21 protein-coding genes are annotated in these 19,768 nt (G+C 74.2%); 4 read left to right on the top strand and 17 right to left on the bottom strand.

The window, feature by feature from the left end; translation table 11 throughout:
- The first annotated feature begins 70 nt into the window (after positions 1-70).
- Positions 71-709 carry a dTDP-4-dehydrorhamnose 3,5-epimerase family protein gene (locus ACZ3IL_RS27335; protein WP_467394500.1) on the top strand — a complete coding sequence of 213 codons (639 nt, stop codon included), beginning with the start codon at positions 71-73 and terminating at the stop codon, positions 707-709.
- Here the strand turns inward: ACZ3IL_RS27335 and ACZ3IL_RS27330 are convergent.
- Positions 700-2,301 (bottom strand): NDP-hexose 2,3-dehydratase family protein, encoded by a 1,602-nt coding sequence (locus tag ACZ3IL_RS27330; protein WP_467394499.1) that lies wholly within the window; start codon positions 2,299-2,301, stop codon positions 700-702. The genes ACZ3IL_RS27335 and ACZ3IL_RS27330 overlap by 10 nt on opposite strands.
- Between ACZ3IL_RS27330 and ACZ3IL_RS27325 the strand changes: the two genes are divergently transcribed.
- Entirely contained in the window at positions 2,300-3,346 is a 1,047-nt protein-coding gene (locus ACZ3IL_RS27325) for a Gfo/Idh/MocA family protein (protein WP_467394497.1), read from the top strand. The two genes, ACZ3IL_RS27330 and ACZ3IL_RS27325, sit on opposite strands and share 2 nt — an antisense overlap.
- A gap of 81 nt (positions 3,347-3,427) precedes the next feature.
- Here ACZ3IL_RS27325 and ACZ3IL_RS27320 read toward each other — a convergent pair whose 3' ends face one another.
- Both ACZ3IL_RS27320 and ACZ3IL_RS27315 read right to left on the bottom strand, forming a co-directional pair.
- On the bottom strand, positions 3,428-4,378 hold the full coding sequence (locus ACZ3IL_RS27320) for an MBL fold metallo-hydrolase (RefSeq protein ID WP_467394495.1): 951 nt from the start codon (positions 4,376-4,378) through the stop codon (positions 3,428-3,430).
- Positions 4,379-4,478: 100 nt separating this feature from the next.
- Positions 4,479-4,898, bottom strand: a complete 420-nt coding sequence (locus ACZ3IL_RS27315; RefSeq protein WP_467394493.1) for a nuclear transport factor 2 family protein — start codon at positions 4,896-4,898, stop codon at positions 4,479-4,481.
- Positions 4,899-5,084: 186 nt separating this feature from the next.
- Between ACZ3IL_RS27315 and ACZ3IL_RS27310 the strand changes: the two genes are divergently transcribed.
- A complete protein-coding gene (locus tag ACZ3IL_RS27310) occupies positions 5,085-6,161 on the top strand; it encodes a serine hydrolase domain-containing protein (protein ID WP_467394491.1) in 1,077 nt (358 codons plus the stop codon).
- 8 nt (positions 6,162-6,169) lie between these two features.
- The gene (locus ACZ3IL_RS27305) at positions 6,170-6,934 is read left to right on the top strand and encodes an SDR family NAD(P)-dependent oxidoreductase (protein WP_467394645.1); all 765 of its coding nucleotides are present in this window, start codon (positions 6,170-6,172) and stop codon (positions 6,932-6,934) included.
- Between the two features lie 128 nt (positions 6,935-7,062).
- Here the strand turns inward: ACZ3IL_RS27305 and ACZ3IL_RS27300 are convergent, their stop codons facing one another.
- From ACZ3IL_RS27300 to ACZ3IL_RS27235, 14 genes are all read right to left on the bottom strand, one after another.
- The gene (locus ACZ3IL_RS27300; RefSeq protein WP_467394489.1) at positions 7,063-7,923 is read right to left on the bottom strand and encodes a class I SAM-dependent methyltransferase; all 861 of its coding nucleotides are present in this window, start codon (positions 7,921-7,923) and stop codon (positions 7,063-7,065) included.
- Between the two features lie 122 nt (positions 7,924-8,045).
- A complete protein-coding gene (locus ACZ3IL_RS27295) occupies positions 8,046-8,735 on the bottom strand; it encodes a beta/alpha barrel domain-containing protein (RefSeq protein WP_467394487.1) in 690 nt (229 codons plus the stop codon).
- Positions 8,732-9,400 (bottom strand): phosphoribosylanthranilate isomerase, encoded by a 669-nt coding sequence (locus ACZ3IL_RS27290; protein ID WP_467394485.1) that lies wholly within the window; start codon positions 9,398-9,400, stop codon positions 8,732-8,734. The genes ACZ3IL_RS27295 and ACZ3IL_RS27290 overlap by 4 nt, the downstream gene beginning before the upstream one ends.
- Positions 9,400-10,104, bottom strand: coding sequence for a transglutaminase-like domain-containing protein (locus ACZ3IL_RS27285; RefSeq protein ID WP_467394483.1), 705 nt, complete (start codon positions 10,102-10,104; stop codon positions 9,400-9,402). The genes ACZ3IL_RS27290 and ACZ3IL_RS27285 overlap by 1 nt, the downstream gene beginning before the upstream one ends.
- Positions 10,105-10,167: 63 nt before the next feature.
- On the bottom strand, positions 10,168-11,307 hold the full coding sequence (locus ACZ3IL_RS27280; RefSeq protein WP_467394481.1) for an acyl-CoA dehydrogenase family protein: 1,140 nt from the start codon (positions 11,305-11,307) through the stop codon (positions 10,168-10,170).
- Positions 11,307-11,681: an ectoine synthase gene (locus ACZ3IL_RS27275; protein ID WP_467394479.1), complete on the bottom strand. Its 375-nt coding sequence runs from the start codon at positions 11,679-11,681 to the stop codon at positions 11,307-11,309. Before ACZ3IL_RS27275 ends, ACZ3IL_RS27280 begins: the two co-directional genes overlap by 1 nt.
- A 24-nt stretch (positions 11,682-11,705) precedes the next feature.
- Positions 11,706-12,545 carry a tryptophan synthase subunit alpha gene (gene trpA / locus ACZ3IL_RS27270; RefSeq protein WP_467394477.1) on the bottom strand — a complete coding sequence of 280 codons (840 nt, stop codon included), beginning with the start codon at positions 12,543-12,545 and terminating at the stop codon, positions 11,706-11,708.
- Positions 12,538-13,581: an anthranilate phosphoribosyltransferase gene (locus ACZ3IL_RS27265; protein ID WP_467394475.1), complete on the bottom strand. Its 1,044-nt coding sequence runs from the start codon at positions 13,579-13,581 to the stop codon at positions 12,538-12,540. The genes trpA and ACZ3IL_RS27265 overlap by 8 nt, the downstream gene beginning before the upstream one ends.
- Before the next feature lie 2 nt (positions 13,582-13,583).
- Positions 13,584-13,847, bottom strand: a complete 264-nt coding sequence (locus ACZ3IL_RS27260) for an acyl carrier protein (RefSeq protein ID WP_467394473.1) — start codon at positions 13,845-13,847, stop codon at positions 13,584-13,586.
- Between the two features lies 1 nt (position 13,848).
- Positions 13,849-15,438: an AMP-binding protein gene (locus tag ACZ3IL_RS27255; protein WP_467394472.1), complete on the bottom strand. Its 1,590-nt coding sequence runs from the start codon at positions 15,436-15,438 to the stop codon at positions 13,849-13,851.
- Between the two features lie 238 nt (positions 15,439-15,676).
- Entirely contained in the window at positions 15,677-15,940 is a 264-nt protein-coding gene (locus ACZ3IL_RS27250) for an acyl carrier protein (RefSeq protein WP_467394470.1), read from the bottom strand.
- 114 nt (positions 15,941-16,054) lie between these two features.
- Positions 16,055-17,320 carry a ketosynthase chain-length factor gene (locus tag ACZ3IL_RS27245; RefSeq protein ID WP_467394468.1) on the bottom strand — a complete coding sequence of 422 codons (1,266 nt, stop codon included), beginning with the start codon at positions 17,318-17,320 and terminating at the stop codon, positions 16,055-16,057.
- A complete protein-coding gene (locus tag ACZ3IL_RS27240) occupies positions 17,317-18,582 on the bottom strand; it encodes a beta-ketoacyl-[acyl-carrier-protein] synthase family protein (protein ID WP_467394466.1) in 1,266 nt (421 codons plus the stop codon). The genes ACZ3IL_RS27245 and ACZ3IL_RS27240 overlap by 4 nt, the downstream gene beginning before the upstream one ends.
- 226 nt (positions 18,583-18,808) lie before the next feature.
- The gene (locus ACZ3IL_RS27235) at positions 18,809-19,765 is read right to left on the bottom strand and encodes an aromatase/cyclase (RefSeq protein ID WP_467394643.1); all 957 of its coding nucleotides are present in this window, start codon (positions 19,763-19,765) and stop codon (positions 18,809-18,811) included.
- Positions 19,766-19,768: the final 3 nt, after the last annotated feature.

The raw sequence follows: 19,768 nt of genomic DNA, 5'->3' as shown, positions 1-19,768 counted from the left end.
TGGCTCGAGAGGGGGTCCCCAGACTGGGGCGGGTCGCAGCCATGTGCCACGTCCCCTGCCAGGAGGCCAGATGAAGACCGATGCACGCACCGCGCCGGACCCCGCCGCCCCGATCAGCGCCCGGGCGCTGGCGGTCGAGGGCGCCTTCGTGTTCACGCCGAAGGTGCACCGCGACGGGCGCGGGATATTCACCTCCCCTCTCCAGGGCGAGGAGTTCGCCCGGATCGTGGGGCACCCGATGCCCGTCGCGCAGACGAACCACAACCGGTCGGCGCGGGGGGTGCTGCGCGGGGTGCACTTCACCACCACCCCGCCCGGCCAGGCGAAGTACGTGCACTGCGCGCGCGGCCGGGCGACGGACTTCGTGATCGACCTCCGGCTCGGCTCCCCCACGTTCGGCGTCTGGGACACGGTGGAGATGGACACGGAGTCCTTCCGCTCCGTGTACCTGCCGGTCGGGGTGGGGCACGCGTTCCTGGCCCTGGAGGACGACACGGTGATGTCCTATCTGGTGTCGTCCCCCTACCGGCCGGGGCTGGAGCAGTCCCTCGACCCGTTCGACCCGGACCTCGGCCTGCCCTGGCCCGAGGGGCTCTCGCCGACCCTCTCGGAGCGGGACGCCCGTGCCGTCGGGCTCGCGGAGGCCCGCGAACTGGGCATGCTCCCGCGCTACGAGGATTGTCTGGCGGTCACCGGCGGCTACGCGTGAACCGGGGCCGCCCCGGCCGGGCGCCCCGCGCGGGCGGCGGCCGGGGCGGCCCGGCCCGCGGGGAGGAAGCCGAGCAGCGCGAGCAGGGTGCGCGCCTCCACGTTCAGGTGGCTTCCGTGCCGGACGAACCCGATGAGCTGGCGCACGGTCATCCAGGTGAACTCCGGCGGCACCCGGAGCGGGAAGTCCTCGTCCGTCTCGACGAGCGCGTAGCGGATCCGGGCGTGGTAGAAGCGTCCGCCCTCCTCGGACTGCACGGTGTCGAACCGGATGCGGTCGGGCCGGGCGGACAGCACCGCGTCCAGGAACTCCGGGCGGGGCGCGGGGTCCCGGCCGTCCCGCGCGCCGGGAACGTGGTCGGCGGGCTGGCACTGCACGGTCGGGGCCAGTTCGACGCGGGCCAGCGCCCCGGTCTCCACGCGCGCCTGCACGAGAAGGTGCAGCACTCCGTCCACCCGCTTCGCCAGGAAGGCCGCCACGCCCTGGCTGTTCGGCATGAACATGGGCTGGGACCAGCCGGGCACCTCCCGGCGGGACTTCTCCACCCGTACGCCGAGCACGGTGAAGTGGCGGCCCTCGTCGTGGGCGATGACCCCGTCGCGCATCGACCACCTCGTGGTGTCCGCCAGGGGGACGGTCCGGCGGGTGAGGGTGCAGCGTTCCTTGGCCCGCGCCAGGTGGCGCAGCAGGGTGGCGGTGTCGTGCAGGCGCCGGCCCTGCGGTTCCCACGAGGCGGCCAGCGCGCCGTGGAACGAGTCCGGGTCGGGTGCGGCGCGGGAGGGCCCGCCGGGCGGGCGCAGGCCGACGGCGCCGGAGAGCACCGTACGGGTGTCCATGTTGATCAGGTCGTCGGTCTGGAGGAGTTCGGCGATCCGGTCGAAGGAGAGCCAGCAGAACTCGTCCAGGAGGGGGACGTCCTCGTCGGTCAGCACGATCATGTTGCGGTTGCGTTTGGCGAGGAACCAGGCCGCCTGCTCGGACTGCAGGGCGTCGGAGAGGACCCGGCCCCGGCCCGGCGCGAGGAAGTGGTCGAGGTAGGGCACCGCCCGGCCCCCGTGCACTCCGGTGTAGTTGCTCCGGGTGGCCTGGACGGTCGGCGAGAGCTGGACCGGGACGGCGTTGCCCGGCTCCATCTTCGCCTGGAGCAGGCAGTGCGGGACTCCGCCGAACTCCTTGACCAGGATGCCGAGGAGGCCCTGTTCCGGCTGGACCAGGATCGGCTGCCGCCAGGCGTCCACGGCGCGGCCGGAACGGGTGACGTCGAGCCCCTGGACGGAGAAGAACCGGCCGCTGTGGTGGACCAGGTTCCCGGTCCCCTCCTCCAGCGACCAGCCGTCCAGCCGGTCCAGGGGGACCCTCGTCACCTCGCACGCCTGCTCCTCGCAGACCTGTTCGAACCAGCGGTGGAATTCCGTCGTGCTGGAGAACATGCGGGCCCTCTCGTCGGGTCGGCCACGACAGCCGCGGCGGCCGCCAGCAGCCTCACCGATGCCGCTCGCCCCCTTCTCGATCCGGGATCGAGCCGGGATCGAGCCGCCCCGGACACCGTTGGCCCGTTCGAGTCCGACCGAGGACGACTGGAGTACGGACATGCCTGTTCCCTCCGCCGGGGTTCCCGCCCCGTCGCCCGCGCGCGGGGCCGGGCGGGGCCCCGGCCCGGCGCTGCGCCTGGGCGTGCTCGGCTGCGCCGAGTTCGCGCGCCGCCGGATGCTGCCCGCGATGGCCGCCCACCCCGGCGTGGAGATCCGGGCCGTCGCCAGCCGGTCGGCCGGCCGGGCGGCGGCCACGGCGGCGCCCTACGGCGCCCGGCCGGTCACCGGGTACGCGGAACTGCTCGCCGATCCCTCGCTGGACGCCGTGTACCTGCCGCTGCCGGCCGCGCTGCACGCCGAGTGGATCGGGGCGGCCCTGGACGCCGGCAAGCACGTCCTGGCCGAGAAGCCGCTGACGACGGACCCGGCGCGGACCCGCGCGCTGCTGGAGCGGGCCCGGGCCCTCGGCCTGGTGCTGCGCGAGAACACGATGTTCGTCCACCACGGCCAGCACGCGGTGGCGCGCCGGCTGCTGGCCGACGGGGCCATCGGGGAACTGCGCGCGCTGCACAGCGCGTTCACGGTGCCCGCACCCCCGGAGGGGGACATCCGCTACGACCCGGAGCTGGGCGGCGGGTGCCTCGCCGACATCGGCCTGTACCCGGTGCGGGCCGCGGTGCACCTGCTCGGCACGGAACTCGACGTGGCCGGCGCGGTGCTGTCGGCCGGGCCGGGGCGGCGGGTGGAGACCTCCGGCGCCGCGCTGCTGCGCCGCGCCGACGGCGTCGGCGCGCAGCTCACCTTCGGCATGGAGCACGCCTACCGGTCGCGTTACGAACTGTGGGGCAGCGAGGGGCGGATCACGGTGGACCGGGCGTTCACCCCGGCCGCCGGCCACCGCCCCCGGCTCCTCGTCGAACGGGCCTCGGGCACCGAGACGGTCACCCTGCCGGCCGAGGACCAGGCGGCGGCGTCCCTCGGCGCGTTCGCCGCCGCCGTGCGCGGCCGGTCGGTCGACGCCGGCGGCGAGGCGGAGCTGCTGGCCCAGGCGGACCTGCTCGAACGGATCAGGCGCGCGGCCGCCGGGACCGTCCCGCCCGGCTGATCCGGCGGCCCGCGCGACCGCGTCCGGGGGCCCCGGCGCGCCGTGCGCCGGGGCCCCCGGACGTGCGCCGTGCGCCGGGCCTCAGGCGAGGCAGCGGGGAAGACCGCCGTTGTACTCGGTCATCTCGCGCAGCGCCGTCTCCATCACGGGCATCGGCAGCGGTTCCGCGGCGCCGGTGCCCGCCAGCTCCGCGGCGGCGCGGTGCAGGTTGGGCACCAGGCGCTCGGGGTCGAGGAGGCCGGCGTACGGTCCGAGGTCGGCCTCCCGGGCGGTCTCGGCCGGGGTGAGGCCCGCGGCGCGTCCCTGCCGGGCCAGCTCCCGGACCAGGCGCAGGTAGCCCTCCACGGTGTCGAGGACCTCGGGGCCGGAGACCGGGCCGTGGCCGGGGACGATCGTGGTCGCGCCGAACGCGCGGAGCCGTTCCAGGGCCGCCAGGGAGCCCTCGATCGATCCCATCAGGCAGAACGGGGTCACTCCCGCCATCACCAGGTCCCCGGTGAACAGGACCCGCTGTTCGGGCAGCCACACGACGGAGTCGTTGGAGGTGTGGGCGCGCGGTCCCACGTGCACCACCTCGGCGCGGACCGATCCGACGTGCAGGGTGAGGGCGTCCCGGTAGGTGACGGCCGGCGGCACCAGCTCGACGGCTCCCCACTCCACGTCGGGCCACAGGCCCGTCAGGTGCAGACCGGCGGCGATCATCTCCGACCGGGTGCGCTCGTGGCCGATGACCAGCGCCTCGGGGAAGAGGAAGTTCCCGAAGGCGTGGTCGCCGTGGAAGTGGCTGTTGACGACGGCCTTCGGGGGGGCCGGGTTCAGGCGCAGCGCCGCCTCCCGCAGGGCGCGGGCCCGGGATTCGGTCGCCACGGTGTCGACGAGGGCGCTCTGCCCGTCGGAGACGATCACGCCGGCGTTGTTCAGGCACCATCCGCCGGGCGGCTGGACGAAGGCGTGGACGCCGTCGGCTATCTCGGCCGCCCGCGCGGGCGGCGGCGCGGGGGCGGTGACGGGGGTGCTGGTGCGTGACGGCACGGCCGGTCTCCTCACACGGGTGCGGCGGACGTGCCGAGTCTGTCCGCGTCCGCTCGCGGCGCGGTCGAAGAACCGCCGAGGAGCGGCGGGCGGGCCGGGCTCAGAGGTTGTCGCCCCAGCCGCCCTGGATCATGGTCTGGAAGGCCCAGGTGCCGTTCCTCCTGATGAGGACGTCCGCGTAGTGCGTGCGCAGGGCCTCGCCGTCCACGGTCATGACGCAGTCGGTGAAGACCACCGCCATCGCGGCGGAGAGGAAGACCGGGGTGCGGGTGGAGGAGAAGGAGACCCCCTCCCCCATCACGTGCTTCATGGTCTCGACGAACTGCCGCCGGTCCCACTGCGCGGACCGGCCGTCGCCCCGGGAGTCGTCGCTGACGAGGTTGAGCGGGAAGACGGCCATGTCGGCCATGTCCTCGATCCGGCAGGCGGTGCAGTGCGAGTCGTACTCCGCGAACCAGGCGTCGAGGGAGGCACGGTCCTCCGCGGTCGGGGCGTAGCTGGTGTCGGCGGGAAGGGTCACAGTACGCCTCCAGCGTGCTGGTCAACTTTTACTAGAGTGACCGACCGTACACGCCGCGCAACCGAAAGAGAGGTCACCCGTTCCGCGTGTCGTTCCGGCTCCAACGAGGCTCCGGCGTACCTCCACGGGACACGGCGAAGCTCGTCCGGACGTGCAACGACTGCTACCCGATGGGGGTTTCGCGACATGACGCAGACAACGGTCGGCCGGCCGGCGGTATCGGCTCTTCAGAAGGCCGTGCAGGGCGCGGCGGACCGCCTCGTCGAGGCGGGGGCGGCGGGCGTCCAGTTCCGGGTCGCCCGCGGCGACGAGGCGTTCGTCGTGACCTCGGGCATCGCCGAGCTGGGCACCGACCGGCCGGTGCCGGCCGACGGCCGCTTCCGGATCTCCTGCATCACCAAGCCGTTCGTGTCGGTGGTGGTGCTCCAGCTGGTCGCCGAGGGGAAGCTCGCCCTCGACGACACCGTGGAGAGCCACCTGCCCGGCCTGCTGCCGTACGGCGAGAAGATCACCGTCCGCAACCTGATGCAGCACACCAGCGGCCTGTACAACTACTCGGACTCGTTCCAGAAGCCGGGCGACCGGTTCCTGCGCGACCGCTACAAGCACTACGAGCCGACCGACCTGATCGCCATCGCGGCGGCCAAGCCGCTGGAGTTCGAGCCGGGCACCAAGTTCGCGTACTGCAACACCAACTACTTCATCATCGGCCTGCTGATCGAGAGGATCACCGGCCGCTCCTACCGCACCGAGATCACCGAGCGGGTGCTGGAGCCGCTGGAGCTGACGGAGACGGTGCTGCCGGGCGACGACCCGAACCTCCCCGGCCCGCACGCCCGCGGCTACATGCAGATCGGCGGCGAGGCGGTGGACGTCACGCTGATGAACCCGTCCGAGGCCGGCTGCGCGGGCGAGATCATCTCCACCACCCGCGACCTGGACACCTTCTTCTCGGCCCTGTTCGGCGGAAAGCTGCTGAACGAGCCGGAGTTCACCGAGATGACCACGCCGCTGCCCCCGGAGATGATCGAGAACCTCCCGATGGGCATCGGCTACGGCCTGGGCATCATGAAGCTCCAGAACGACAAGGACCTCGACCTGTGGGGCCACGGCGCCGGCATCCCCGGCTACGCCACCCTCGCGGCCACCACCCGCGACCTGTCGGCCCGCGTCCAGCTGTCGTTCACCATCGGCGACAAGGACTTCGGCCCGGAGGCCGAGCAGGCCGTCATCCGCGGCGTCAACGTCGCCCTGTGCTCCTGAGGCCGGTGATGACGGAGACGGCGCGTTCCGGTGACAGGGGCGTCATCGTCACCGGAGGCGGCACCGGGATCGGTGCCGCCACCGCCCGCGCGTTCGCCGAGGACGGCGCGCGGGTCCTGGTCGTCGGCCGGACCGGGGCGACGCTGAAGGAGACCGCGGCCGGCCACGAGCGGATACGGACGATGGCCGTGGACGTCCACGACGAGGACGCGCCGGGACGGATCGTGGAGCGGGCGCTGGAGGAGTTCGGCCGGCTCGACGTACTGGTCAACAACGCCGCCGTCACCGGGTTCGCCACCCTCGACGGCCTGGAGCGGGACGCGGTCCGGGCCCAGCTCGGCACGAACCTGCTGGCCCCGGTCTTCCTCGCGCAGGCCGCCCTGGACGCCCTGGAGGAGACCCGGGGCGTGGTGGTCAACGTCAGTTCCGCCGGTTCGCTGGGCCGCCGGGCCTGGCCGGAGAACTCCGTCTACGGCATGACCAAGGTCGCGCTGGACTTCCTCACCCGTACCTGGGCGGTGGAGCTGGCGCCGCGCGGCATCCGCTCCGTGGGCATCGCGCCCGGTGTCGTGGACACCGGCGTCGGCGTGCGGGCCGGAATGCCCGAGGAGGCCTACCGGGGCTTCCTGGAGCGGATGGCCGAGCGCATCCCGGCCGGCCGGGTGGGCCGTCCCGAGGAGATCGCCTGGTGGATCGTGCGGCTGGCGCGCCCCGAGGGGGCGTACGCCAACGGCACCGTCCTGGCCGTGGACGGCGCCCTGTCGGTGACCTGAGGCCGCCGGCGACGCACCGCGCCCGGCCGGGACGTCCCGGCCGGGCGCGGTGCCGTGCGCGCCGGCCCCCCGGCGGACGTTAAGGAGGGCGGCGCCCCGGAGTCCCGGGGCGCCGCCCTCCTCGGTGTTCAGCGGGCGACGGTGGCCGTCACGTAGCGGACGGGCACCTCGATGCGGACGGGACCGCCGTCCTCGCGCAGGGCGTCGAGGGCGGCGACGAGCCGCGCGCGCAGGGCGGCGGCCTCCTCCGCGGGCAGGTGCTGCCACAGCAGCCGCATGCCCTGCGTGTGCGACCAGTCCACCCAGGCCTCGCCGGACACCGCGGTCATCGCGACGTTCTCGTCGGTGATCCGCGCGTCGGTGAAGCCGGCCTTCTCCAGGGCGGCCGCGAGGTCCGCGGGGTCCTCCAGCCAGGAGTGCAGCTGGCGGTGCAGCTGCTCCGGGTGCCAGGCCGCCGGAAGGTGTCCGAGCAGGGACATCGGGATCAGCTCGGTGAACATCGGGGGCAGGAAGGGGAAGGTGTCCCGGGTGAAGACGGGGCTGGTGAAGGCGATCCGGCCGCCGTCGCGCAGCAGCCCGGCGTAGCGGGCGAGCGCCGCCCGCGCGTCCGGCAGGAAGATCACGCTGTAGCTGCCGAGCACCAGGTCGAAGGAGCGGGCCGGCAGGTCGGGGTGTTCGCCGTCCATCACGCGCAGGTCCACGTTGCGGATGCCCTGGCGGGCGGCCTCCCGGCCGGCCTCCTCGATCATCGCCTCCGCGATGTCGATGCCCAGCGCGGTGCCCTCCGGGCCGATCCGCGCGGCGGCGGGCAGCAGGGTGGCGCCGAGGCCGCAGCCGACGTCCAGGACGCGCAGGCCCGGCCGCGGGTCGGCCAGCTCCACCAGCCTGCGGCCCATCGGCGTGAAGAACTCCACGCCCAGCCGGTCGTAGGTCGCGGCGGCCTCGTTGAAGGCGTCGGTCACTTTGGTCTTGTACAGCGCGCTGTCCACATTCGACTCCGTCTTCTCGTGGTGGGCGGGACGTGGGTGGGTGGGAACCGCCGGCCCCATCCTGCGGACCGCGCCACAAGGCGCGGTGGAGCGTCCGTCGAGGCGCGGCCGGCTCCGGGGGTTCAGGCGCGGGCCCCGTCCAGCCGCGCGCACCACGCCGCCGGGCTGGGCGCGCGGAGCAGGCCGGTGCCGATCAGCAGGCCCTGGAAACCGGCGTCCAGCAGCAGGGCGGCCCGGGCGGGGTCGGCGATGCCGCCGGCGCTCACCGCGCAGCGGGTGCCGGTCCGCAGGACGGCGGGCAGCAGGTCCGTGCTGCGGTCCGCGTCGCCGAGGAGCCGTTCGCGGGTGGTGATGTCCTTGTTGTTCACGGCGACGACGCAGTGGGGTCCGGGCGGCACCGCGGCGGCCTCCGCCTCGTCGGCGACCTCCACGAAGGGGGTCAGCCCGAGCTCCAGGGCGTGTCCGGCCAGCCGGGCCAGGGCGCCCGCGGGCAGCAGTTTCGCGGTCAGCAGCACCGCCGAGGCGCCGAGTTCGCGGGTGCGGGCGAGCTGGCGCCGGCCGGTGACGAAGTCCTTGCGCAGCAGGGGCAGGTCGGTGAGCGCGGCGACCTCGGCGAGCAGGTCCTCGGTGCCGCCGAACCAGTGCCCGGTGACCACCGAGACGCAGGGCGCGCCCGCCTCCTCGTAGAGGGCGACGACCTCGGCGACCGACCGGCCGCCCAGCAGGTCGTTGCCGTCGGCGTCCCGTCGTTTGACCTCCATGATCAGGGGGCGGCCGGCGGAGGTGAGCGCTTCGGCGAAGGTCGGTGTCATGGCGCCTTCCAGGCGTGGACGAGGTCCGCCGTCCGTGCCCCGTCGAGCAGGCCGGCGTCGCCCCGGGCGGCGGAGTCCACGTCGATGCCGAGGAATCCGGGGTGTGCGAGGGCCCCGCCGAACCGGTCCCGGTTGGCGTGGCGCAGGCCGCCCGCGAGCAGGAAGGGGCGGGTCATCCGGTCGGCCAGGGCGGTCACCGTACGGTCGTCCAGGGTGCGGCCGGTGCTGCCGACCCGTCCGTCGGCGGTGACGGCGTCCAGCAGGAACAGGTCGGTGCCGGCCCGTTCGTAGGCGCCGATCAGGCTCGTCTCCGGGCAGGAGCCGTCGCGGACGTGCAGCACCTTGACGATGCGCGTCCGCTCGGGGAGTTCGGCCCGCAGGGCCCGGACCAGGGCGGGCCGCTGGTATCCGTGGAGCTGGATCCAGTCGGTGCCGGCCCGGGCCGCGGCCCGGGCCAGGGCCGGGGGGTCGGAGCCGAAGGTGACGAGCACGGACCGCAGCCGGCCGGTGGCCCGGGCCTCGGCGGCCAGAACGGCCAGCCGGCCGGCGGGCAGGTCCGCGTGTCCGCCGGGAACACCGTGCCACAGGCCGACGAGGTCCGCGCCGGCCCCGGCGACGGCCCTGACCTCCCCCGCGGTGGTCGCGCCGCAGACCTTGACGAACATCAGGCCGTCGCCGTGTCGTGGGCGTCCTGGACGAGGGAGCCGCCGGCGAAACGGGGGGCCTCGTCCTGGAACAGCCCCGGGTGCGCGGCCCGCAGGTCGGCGATGACCCAGTCGTAGGGCAGGTCGTCGAACTCGCCGTGGAAGCGCAGGAACTCCATCTGCTGCCGCCCCCGCTCGTCGAAGGGGTGGAAGAGGCTGTCGGCCGTGCCGTCGAACTCCAGGGGGGCCATCCGGTACAGCCGGCACAGCGTCCGGTTGAAGACGGGGGTCGCCTTCACCCAGCGGTCCTCCAGGCGCACGGCGGTCAGGGCGTGCTGGTGGAACACGTCGCCGCCGATCAGCTGCTTGAGCCGGGGGGAGGCGAGGTGGTTGCGCACGTCGGTGAGGACGAGGCGGGCGGGGATGCCCAGCGAGCGCAGGCCGGCGGTGTACAGGACCGATTTGTGCAGGCACATGCCGGAGCCGCCGGTCGCCACCCGGCTCGCCCGCAGTCCCTCGCGGGACAGGTCCGCTCCGTACACCTCGTAGCGGATGCCGTCGCGGACGGCGTAGTACAGCGCCACCGCCCGTTCGGTGGGCGTGGCGGCGTCCGCCGGGACGGCGTCGCGGACGAAGGCGCGGACCTCGGGACTGCCGTGGTCGATGAACTCGGTCGCGGCCAGGGTCCCGGTGGCCGCGGCGGCGGGTCCGGAGGGGGGTTTCATGGTGGCGTCGTCCGTTTCTGTCGGTGCCGGTTCTGTCGGTGCCGGTTCTGTCGGTGCCGGGTGTCACAGGTCGAGCATCGAGGCGAGGCGGTTGCGCTGGATCTCGGAGGTGCCGGAGTAGATGGTCCCGCCGACCGCGTTGCGCAGCTCCTTCTCGATGCCGTGCTCGGCCGTGTAGCCGTTGCCGCCGAAGATCTGCACGGCGGCGAGCGCCGAGGAGAGGTTCGCCTCGCTGGTGACGAGCTTGGCGATGGCCACGTCCTTGGCGGCGTTCTCGCCGGCGACGAGCTTGCGGGCGGCGGAGAACAGCCAGTGGCGGGCGGTCTCCACGCCGATCTCCATGTCCACGATCTTGTGGGAGACGGCCTGGTAGGAGCCGATGGGGCTGCCGAACTGGACGCGGTCGCGGGCGTACCGGACGCACCGTTCGACGCGGTCGCGCATCTCCCCCGCGTTGACGGCGAAGGAGCAGAGGATCTCCCAGCGCATCACGTGGTCCAGGACGAGGAAGCCGCCGCCCGGACGGCCGATCACCCGCGAGGCGGGGACCCGGCAGTCGGTGAGGAACAGCTCGCACAGCGGTGAGGTCCGCAGCCCCATCTTGGCGATCGGCGTGCCGACCGTCAGGCCGGGGGTGTCCCGGTCCACCAGGAACGCGGTGATGCTCAGCGGACCCGGGCGGTCGCTGGTCCGGGCGTAGACGGTGATCAGGTCGGCGACGGGGCCGTTGCTGACGAAGGCCTTGCTGCCGTTGAGGACGTAGGAGTCGCCGTCGCGGACCGCCCGGGTGCGCATGGCCAGGGCGTCCGAACCGCTGTCCGGCTCGCTGATGGCGTGCGCGCCGATGAGTTCGCCGGAGCACAGGCGCGGCAGGTGGCGCTCCTTCAGCTCCTCCGAGCCGAACCGCTGCAGCGGGACGCCGGTGCTGACGACGTGGCTGGTCACGGAGAAGTTCAGCCCGGCGTCGCGGCAGCCCTGTCCCAGGCCCTCCAGGACGTACATGGTGGTCACCAGGTCCTGGCCGAGCCCGCCCCAGCGCTCCTCGAAGGGCAGGCCGAGGATTCCCGTGGCGCGCAGCAGGTCCCACTGTTCCCGGGGGAAGACCGCCCGGGCGTCGCGCTCGACGTGCCCGTCGCTGATCCTGCCCAGCAGCGGCCGCAGTCCCTCGCGCAGCCGCCGCTGGTCGTCGGTCCAGGAAGCCATCAGTACTGGGAGAACTCGGGAGAGTCGAGGTTGTGGACCTCGTCGCCGCGCAGGGCCGGGGAGAAGACGCAGACCAGGCGCAGGTCCTCGTGCGGGCTGGCGATCAGCCAGTGCGCGTCGTGCTTGTCGAGGGCGTAGAGGGTGCCCGGGGTGATGGGGTGGGAGTCCCCGTCGGTGGCCACGACCTCCCCGCTGCCCTCGACGCAGTAGCAGGCCTCCAGGTGGCGGCGGTATTCCAGGCGGGACTTGGTGCCGGCCCGCACGATGGTGTCGGTGACGGTGTAGCCGAGGCCGTCGGCGGCGGTGAGGAACCGGCGGCTGACGCCGTTGCCCCAGTCGACGCAGCGCACGTCTTCGAGCTTGCGGACGATCATGGCGGACTTCCTTTCGCGGGGTGTTCAGGGATGCGGGCGGCGCAGTTCCCGTACGAAGGAGGCGAACTCCTCCACGGGGTCGCGCCCTTGGGCGAGGGCCTGTTCGACGCGGGCGACGCCGGCGCTGCCGACGACCGCCGCGTCCGCGCCGAGGTCCTCCAGCGCGGCGACGTCGGCCCGGGTGCGGACGCCGAAGCCGACCGCGACCGGGAGGGTGGTCCCGGCGCGCAGCGCGGTGAGCGCGGAGGCCAGGCGGTCCGGACCGGCCGTCGCGCGCGTGCCGCTGCGGCCGTAGTGGGCGACCAGGTAGACGTAGGCGGAGGCGTGCCGGGCGGCCTCGGCGACGGTCCGGGGGTCGGAGACCGCGTAGCAGGTGGTGACGAGCGGCAGTGCGGCGTCGCGGGCCGCCGCGTAGTGGGCGTCGCGGAGCCGGGGCGGCAGCCCGTGCAGCAGCAGGGCGTCGCAGCCGGCGTCGGCGACGGACCGCGCGAAGTGCCCCAGGTCGGTGCCCTTGACGCTGTGGCTCCAGTCGGCGAGCAGGGCGATGCGCAGCCGGCGCAGGGCGGGCCGTACGGCGGCGACCGCGTCGAGGACGGATTCCAGCGTGGTTCCGCCGGCCAGCGCGCGGTCGGCGGAGCGGCGGATCACCGGCCCGTCGGTGGCGGAACCGGGGAAGGGGACGGCGAGTTCCAGGCAGTCGACGTCGTTGTCGTCGAGCATCGCGGCGAGTTCCGGCAGCGCGGCCAGGGGCGGGTCGCCGGCATTGGCGAAGACGGCGAGTCCCGGCCGGCCGGGGCCGCGCCCGGCGAAGAAACCGGGGCGGGTGCCGGGGCGCGGGGCCGTACGGGGCGCGGCGTCAGGCATGCGCGGCCTCCAGGGACCGCAGGCGTTCGACCCGGGAGAGGGCCGAGCCGTCCCGCAGCACGGCGTCGGCTGCCGCCAGCGCCTCGTGCCAGTCGCCGGTCAGGCGGCCGGCCACGGCGAGCGCCGCGGCGTTGAGGCAGACCGTCTCGCGGGCCGCCCGGCCGCACCGTCCGGCGAGCACGTCGAGGAACAGTTCGGCGCCGCGGTCCGCGCCGCCCTCGGCCGCGGCGAGGTCGGAGAGCCGGCCGGTGCCCAGCCCGAGCGCGCCGGGAGTCAGTTCGAACTCGCTCCCTGCCCCGTCCTCGTAGGCCCGGACCGTGTTGGCGGTGAAGCCGAGCAGTTCGTCGGCGCCGGCCCCGTTGGCGGCCAGCCAGACGGACCGGCCGGCGGCGCGCGAGACGTACTCGGCGGCGTGGCCCAGGGCCTCCAGGTGCCGGGGCCGGGAGACGCCCGTCACCTGTGCGGCGACCGGCATGTCGGCGAGGAAGGGGCCGAGCGTGTTGACGAAGGAGCCCAGTCTGCGGATGTCCAGCGGTGACACCGCCCGGGCGAGGAGGGTGATCTCCCGCGGGTAGACGAAGAAGCCGGCGAAGGCGATGCCGCAGTGTCCGAGGACGTCCCGGGTGTGCTCGTAGGAGGTGGTCGGGGTGATGCCGAGCCGTGTCAGCAGGTCGATGGAGCCGAAGCGGCTCGTGTAGGCCCGGGAACCGGTCTTGACGACGGGGACGCCCATGGCCGCGGCGACGAAGGCGGCCGCGGTGGAGATGTTGAAGGTCGCCGGGCCGCCGCCGGTGCCGACGATGTTGACGGCGCCGGCGAAGGGGCGGGCGGACCGGGGCGGCCGGCGCTCGTCCAGGGACTCGAGGAGTCCGTGCAGGGTGACGCGGTCGGGCATCCGGGTGGACAGTGAGGCGAGGAGGGCCGCGGCTTCACCACGGAGCAGGCCACCGGCGTGCAGCCGGTCCCAGAACGACCGCCACACGGGCGGTTCCACGGGGTGGTCGCGGCCGATGAGCGAGACGACGGCCTCGTGCATGGCTACGCGGCCCCGGCGTTCTTGGGCGCGGAGCGCTCGATGAACGCGCTGATCGCAGCGACCGTGGTGAAGGACTCCGGGTCGAGGTCGGCGGTGTCGGCGTCGATGCCGTAGCGGTCCTCCAGCCAGGCGATCACCTTGAGCAGTCCGAGACTGTCGACGACGCCGTTCTCCAGGAGGTCGTGGTCGTCGGCCAGTTCACCGGCGGGAACGTCGGGCAGGAACTCCTCGACGATGAACGTCCTGACGGTCTGGGCGTGGGTCATGTCAGTTCTCCTTGGGGAAGTGGGCCTCGGCGACGAGACCGCGGTCGACCTTGCCGGTCGAGGTCCTGGGAAGCGGGTCGTCGGTGATGCGCAGGACCGAGGGGACGGCCGCGCGCGGCAGCCGGCGGGCCAGGTGGCCCCGGAGCGTCAGGCTGTTGAGGTCGCGTCCGGCGGCGCGGCGCGCGACGGCGTGCAGCAGGCGCCCGGCGACGGGGTCGGGCAGGGCCAGTACGGCCGCCTCGGTGACGTCCGGGTGGGCGAGCAGGACGCTCTCCACCTCCTGGGTGTTGACCCGGACCCCGCGCACCTTGACCTGGTGGTCGGTGCGCCCTTCGAGGCGGAGCGTGCCGTCGGGACGGCGTCGCACGAGGTCGCCGCTGCGGAAGTACCGGCGCGTCCCCCCGCCCGAGGGGTGCGGTGCGAAGACCCGCGCGGAGGCGGCCGCGCCGAGGTAGCCGTCGGTCTGGAAGGGGGTGGAGACGAGGAGTTCGCCGGTGCCCGGCCCCTCCAGGACACGTCCGTCGCCGTCGACGAGGAGGTGGTCGACGCCGGCCAGGGGGCGGCCGAGGGGCAGCGGCGCGGCGGCCTCGGCGCGGGCGTCGGTCACCTCGTGCCAGAAGCTGTCGTTGGTCTCGGTGCACCCGTAGACGTTGTGCAGCCGGGCGGCGGGCATCAGGCCGGGCAGCCGGGCGAGCACCGGTCCGGGCAGGACGTCGCCGGTGAAGACGGCGTGGCGGACGGACGGGAGGACCGGTCCGGCGTCCCGCGCGGCATCGGTGATCAGCCGGAAGAACATGGGGACGCCCTGGACCACCTCCGCGCGGTGGCGGTCGAGCAGGGCGAGCAGGCGGGGGCCGTTCAGCGCCTGGTCGGGGTCGACGAGGACGACCCGGCCTCCGTGGGCGAGGGTGGTCCAGACGTCGAGGAGGCACAGGTCGAAGTTGAGCGGCGCGTAGTTGAGGACGGTGGTGCCGGGGCCGATGCCGAAGGCGTCGGCGGCCCAGTGGACGAAGGCGTCGACGGCCTCCGCGCCCAGCGGGACGATCTTGGGCAGTCCGGTGGAGCCGGACGTGGTCAGCAGCAGGGCGGGGCGCCGGGAGGGCGCCGCGGGCGGGTCCCCCGGGCCGTCGCCGGCGGGGTCCGGTTCCGCGTCCGGGTCGTCGTCGGCGAGGCCCGGTTCCGTGTCCGGACCGGTGGCGTCCGCCGGGTCGAGCACCCGGTCCACGCCGGCCTCTCCGTACAGTCTTTCGAGGGCGTCGGCGCCGAGGGTGGCGGAGGGCAGCAGGACCGGCCGGCGTTCCAGCAGGCAGGCCAGCACCAGTGCCACGGCCTCGGGCGTCTTCACGGCGGGGACGCCGACCGGTGCGTCGCCGGGCGTGCCCCGCAGGAGGGCACGCCGCGCCCGCGCGCGCCGCAGCAGGGTGCCGTAGTCGATCTCCTCGTCGCGCCAGACCAGGGCGGTCGCGCGCGGGTCCCGGCGGGCGTGGGCGAGGAATCCGCCGATCAGGCCGCGCCGGTGCCCGCCCGGAGCGTCACCGGTGTCCGAAGCGGCCCGTACGGTGTCCGGCGCCGTGTCCGCGGTGCTGTTCACAGCCCTCCCCCTCGCCCCTGTGCCTGTCGTGTACATCCGATGGTGGTTTCGCGGTCTCGAGACCGGATGGAGCCCCGCTGAACTCCGGGGCGGCCGGGACCGGCGGGCGCGGGACACCGCACCGCCGGGCGGGCGGCCCCCTTCTCCGGGGCCGCCCGCTCCCGGCCTCTTCCGCCGCGGCCCGGCGGGCGGGGAGCCGTGTCCGGCGGTCCCGCCCGCGGCCGTCACCGGCCGGGGCTCAGACGGCGGTGCGTCCGGCCAGCGCCCGGTTGACGACGTCCACGTACTGGCGCGGCGTCTCGGCCTCGGAGACGGCCTCCTCGTCCAGGAGCACCTCCCACTGCCGTTCGACCAGGCCCGTGGTCTGGAGCATGGCCAGCGAGTCGTAGCCGAGATCGGCGAACGGGACGTCCTGGACGTCGCCGTCCAGGTCCACGCCCTCGTCCTCGCCCGCGGACTCGCGCAGCAGGGCGATCAGGTCGGTGAGTTCGAAGCGGGTCATGTCGTACCTCGTGTCTCTGTCTGTACGGGCGGACGGACGGACGTCCGTGGCGGTCTGTTCTCCGTACGGGGAAATCTGTTCTCCGTACGGGGGGGAAAGGGGTGCCGGCGCGGTTCAGGCGCGGACCACGGCGGCGGCGTTGAAGCCGCCCCGGCCCCGCGCCAGCACCAGTGCCGTCCGCAGCTCCGCGCCGGTGCGCGGGGCACCGGTGACCAGGTCCACGGGGCAGTCGTCGGCGGGACGTTCGGTACCGGTGGTGGGAGGGATCACCTGGTCGCGCAGGGAGAGCAGCGCCGCGGCCAGGTCGAGGGAGGACCCTCCGGCGGAGAGCCGGCCGGTCATGCTCTTGGGCGCGGTGACGGGCACGCCCCGCTCGCCGAACAGGCCGGAGATCGCCCGCGCCTCGGCGCGGTCGGCCTCCCGCTCGCCGGCGGCGTCGGCGAAGACCACGTCGACCTGGTCGGGCCGTACCCCGGCGTCGGCCAGGGCGAGCGCGGCGGCGGCGCCGAGCCGGCTGTCACCGGCCCCGGGGCGCGGGTCGAAGGTCGCGGCGTAGCCCGCGACCGATCCGTACACCCGGGCGTCCCGGGCACGGGCGGCCTCGGCGTCCTCCAGCACCAGCAGGGCGCCGCCCTCGCCGGGCACGTAGCCGGAGGCGTCCTCCGAGAACGGCAGGAAGGCCCGGTCGGGGTCCTCGCGGGTGCTCATGCGGCCCTCGGCGACGTGGGCGACCCAGCCCCAGGGGCACAGGGCGGAGTCGACGCCGCCGGTGACGACGAGCGAGGACCCCTTGCGCAGCTGCCGGCGGGCGTGGGCCACGGCGTCGAGTCCGCCGGCCTGTTCGGTCACCAGCACTCCGCTGGCGCCCCGCAGTCCGTGCAGGATGGAGATCTGGCCGGTGTTGACGGCGTAGAACCAGGCGAAGGACTGGTAGGCGCTGACGTACTGGCCGCCCTGGCTCCACAGGGCCTGCAGTTCGCGCTGGCCGAACTCGAAGCCGCCGGCGGAGCTGGAGGTGACCACCCCGGCCGCGTACTGCGGGAGCCGGGCCGGGTCCACCCCGGCGTCGTCCAGCGCCTCCTTGGCGGCGGCCAGGGACAGCCGGGTGACCTGGTCGGTCTGGGCCAGCAGCCGGCTGCGCACGTGGTCCTCGGGGACGAATCCGGGCACCTCTCCGGCGAGCCGGACCGGGTAGGCGGAGGCGTCGAAGCGGGTCAGCGGACGGATGCCGTTCTCGCCCCGCAGCACGGCGTCCCACCAGGCGCGGGTGCCGAGCCCGTTGGGGGCGGCGACGCCGATGCCGGTGACCACGGCCCGCGGGCGGCGGACCGCGCCGGTGCCGTCGTCGCGGAGGCGGTCGAGGGTGGGCGTGGCGGTCATGCGGTCGCTCCCAGGTGCGGGCGGGTCAGGATCATGGCGCTCTGGAACCCGCCGAACCCGCTGCCCACGGTGAGCACCGTGTCGGTCCGCTGCTCGCGGGCCACGAGCGGGGTGTAGTCCAGGTCGCACGCGGGGTCGGCCTCGTGCAGGTTGGCCGTGGGCGGCACGGTGTCGTGCGCGATGGCCAGCGCGCTGGCGGCCACCTCCAGGGAGCCGATCGCGCCGAGGGAGTGGCCGATCATCGACTTGATGGAGCTGACCGGGACCTCGTAGGCGTGCTGCCCGAGGCTGCGCTTGAACGCCGCGGTCTCGTGGCGGTCGTTCTGCTTGGTGCCCGAACCGTGGGCGTTGACGTAGTCGACGGCGCCGGGGTCGAGCCGGGCCTCGTCCAGGGCGGCGGTGATGGCCTCGGCCATCTCCACGCCGTCCGTCCGCAGGCCGGTCATGTGGTAGGCGTTGCTGCGGCTGGCGAAGCCGGATATCTCGGCGTAGACCTGTGCTCCGCGGCGGCGGGCGTGCTCCAGCTCCTCGATGACCAGGACGGCCGATCCCTCGCCGAGCACGAACCCGTTGCGGGTGCGGTCGAAGGGCCGCGAGGCGGTCTCCGGTTCGTCGTTGCGCGGGCTGGTGGCCTTGATCGCGTCGAAGCAGGCCACGGTGATCGGGGAGATCGGCGCCTCGGTGGCGCCCGTGACCATGACGTCGGCGCTGCCCTCGCGGATCAGTTCCACGGCGTGGCCGATGGAGTCCAGGCCCGAGGTGCAGCCGGTGGAGACCAGCGACACCGGGCCCTGGGCCCCGGCCAGACGGGCCACCTCGGCCGCCATCGAGCTGGGCACGAAGTAGTCGAAGAGATGGGGGACGGCCCGGGTGTGGTCCAGCACCCAGTCCGCGCCGTTGCGGCTCACCTGGGCGTACTCCACGTCGAGGCCGGTGGTGCAGCCGACCGCGCTGCCCAGGGTGACGCCGGTGCGCAGGGGGTCGAGTTCTTCGGCGAGTCCACTGTCGGCCAGGGCTTCGCGCGTGCTGACCAGGGCGAACTGGGTGGCCCTGTCCAGACGGGCGGCCTCGGCCGGGGTGAACCCGTGTTCGGCGGGGTCGAAGTCCGCCTCCGCGGCGATGCGGGAGCGGAACTGCGCCGGGTCGAACAGGGTGATGCCCCGGGTGGCGGTGCGACCGGAGGTGAGTACCGACCAGAACTCCTTGGTACCCACGCCGCCCGGTGCGACCACGCCGATTCCGGTGATCACAACCCGCCTCATCGGCTTTCCTTCACAGTTGTCCTCCAGGGGGTCACGGCGACAGCGCGGATCGCCGCCGCGCACGCGACGCAACCACCGCACGTGCTTGGGAGCCTCGCCGAACTTCCTGGAGAACCGCTCGAACCCGCCCCGGTCTCCCGCCGGAGGGGGCCCGGCCCGCCCCGGGAAACGGGGGCACCCCGCCGGCGGTGCCGGCGGGGTGCGGTGGGAGGGGGCGGTCGGGGCGTCAGCGGGCCGTGGCGGCGCTCTCCGCGAACCGCTTGGCGAGGGCGAGGGTGGCGCCGGAGTTGCGGCCCAGGGCCTCGCGGACGTAGCGGCGGGCGGTGGCGACGTCCGCGTCGGGTCCGAGGATCCGCTCGATGTTCTCCGGTCGCAGCACGACGCCGTGCCGCGAGGTGACGGTCACCCCGGTCCCGTCGGGCCTGAGGGACCACTCCCCGGTGTGGGCGGCCATCAGGGCCGGGGTGGCGGTCTGCTTGTACACGATGCGGCCGGCCCCGGGGAAGCAGACGCGCACCGATTCGGTGGTGTGGACCGAGCCGTCGGCCGTGCGGGTGTCCATCGACATGACCTGCACGCCCGGCGTCTCCTCGACGAGGTCCAGGCGGTCCACGTGCGGCACCCGTTCCGGCCAGTCGCCCACCCGGTACAGGAAGTCGTAGACGCGCTCCGCCGGCCCCTCGACGTGCGTCGAGTCCTCGAAGGACAGCACGAGGTCGTCCAGCTCGGTCCAGCGTTCGGCGAGCTCCTTGAGGCGCCCCAGTTCGGCCCCGCTGTTGGTGTCGGTGGCCCGCAGCACCCAGTCGGCGTCCTCGGCCCGGTCACCGGCCACGGTGAAGTCGTGGAGCAGGGTCAGGCGGGTGGAGGCCGCGCCGAGTTCCTCGACGATCCACGTGCCGCCCATGCCGGTCAGCGGAGCGGCCGGGACCTCCTGGCGGAACTCGACGCGGCGGCGGCCGGGGTCCAGCTCGCGGCGCGAGGTCCACGTCTTCACCGTGCCGTTGGCGGTCGCCCACATCCGCAGGCGCTCGTGCCGCCCGTCGCCCCCGAGGCGCTCGACGTGAACGTTCGGCGGGAAGTACAGCGGCCACTTCCCCGCGTCCGCGATGATCCCGTAGACGACCCCCGCGGGCGCGGCGACCTCCACCTCGTGCGACGTACGGTGCACCTGTTCGACGGACACCAT

The organism is Streptomyces sp. NPDC014907 (assembly GCF_055562975.1).
Note: the sequence above shows the minus strand (reverse complement) of the source record. Positions and strands in the feature narration are given on the sequence as shown.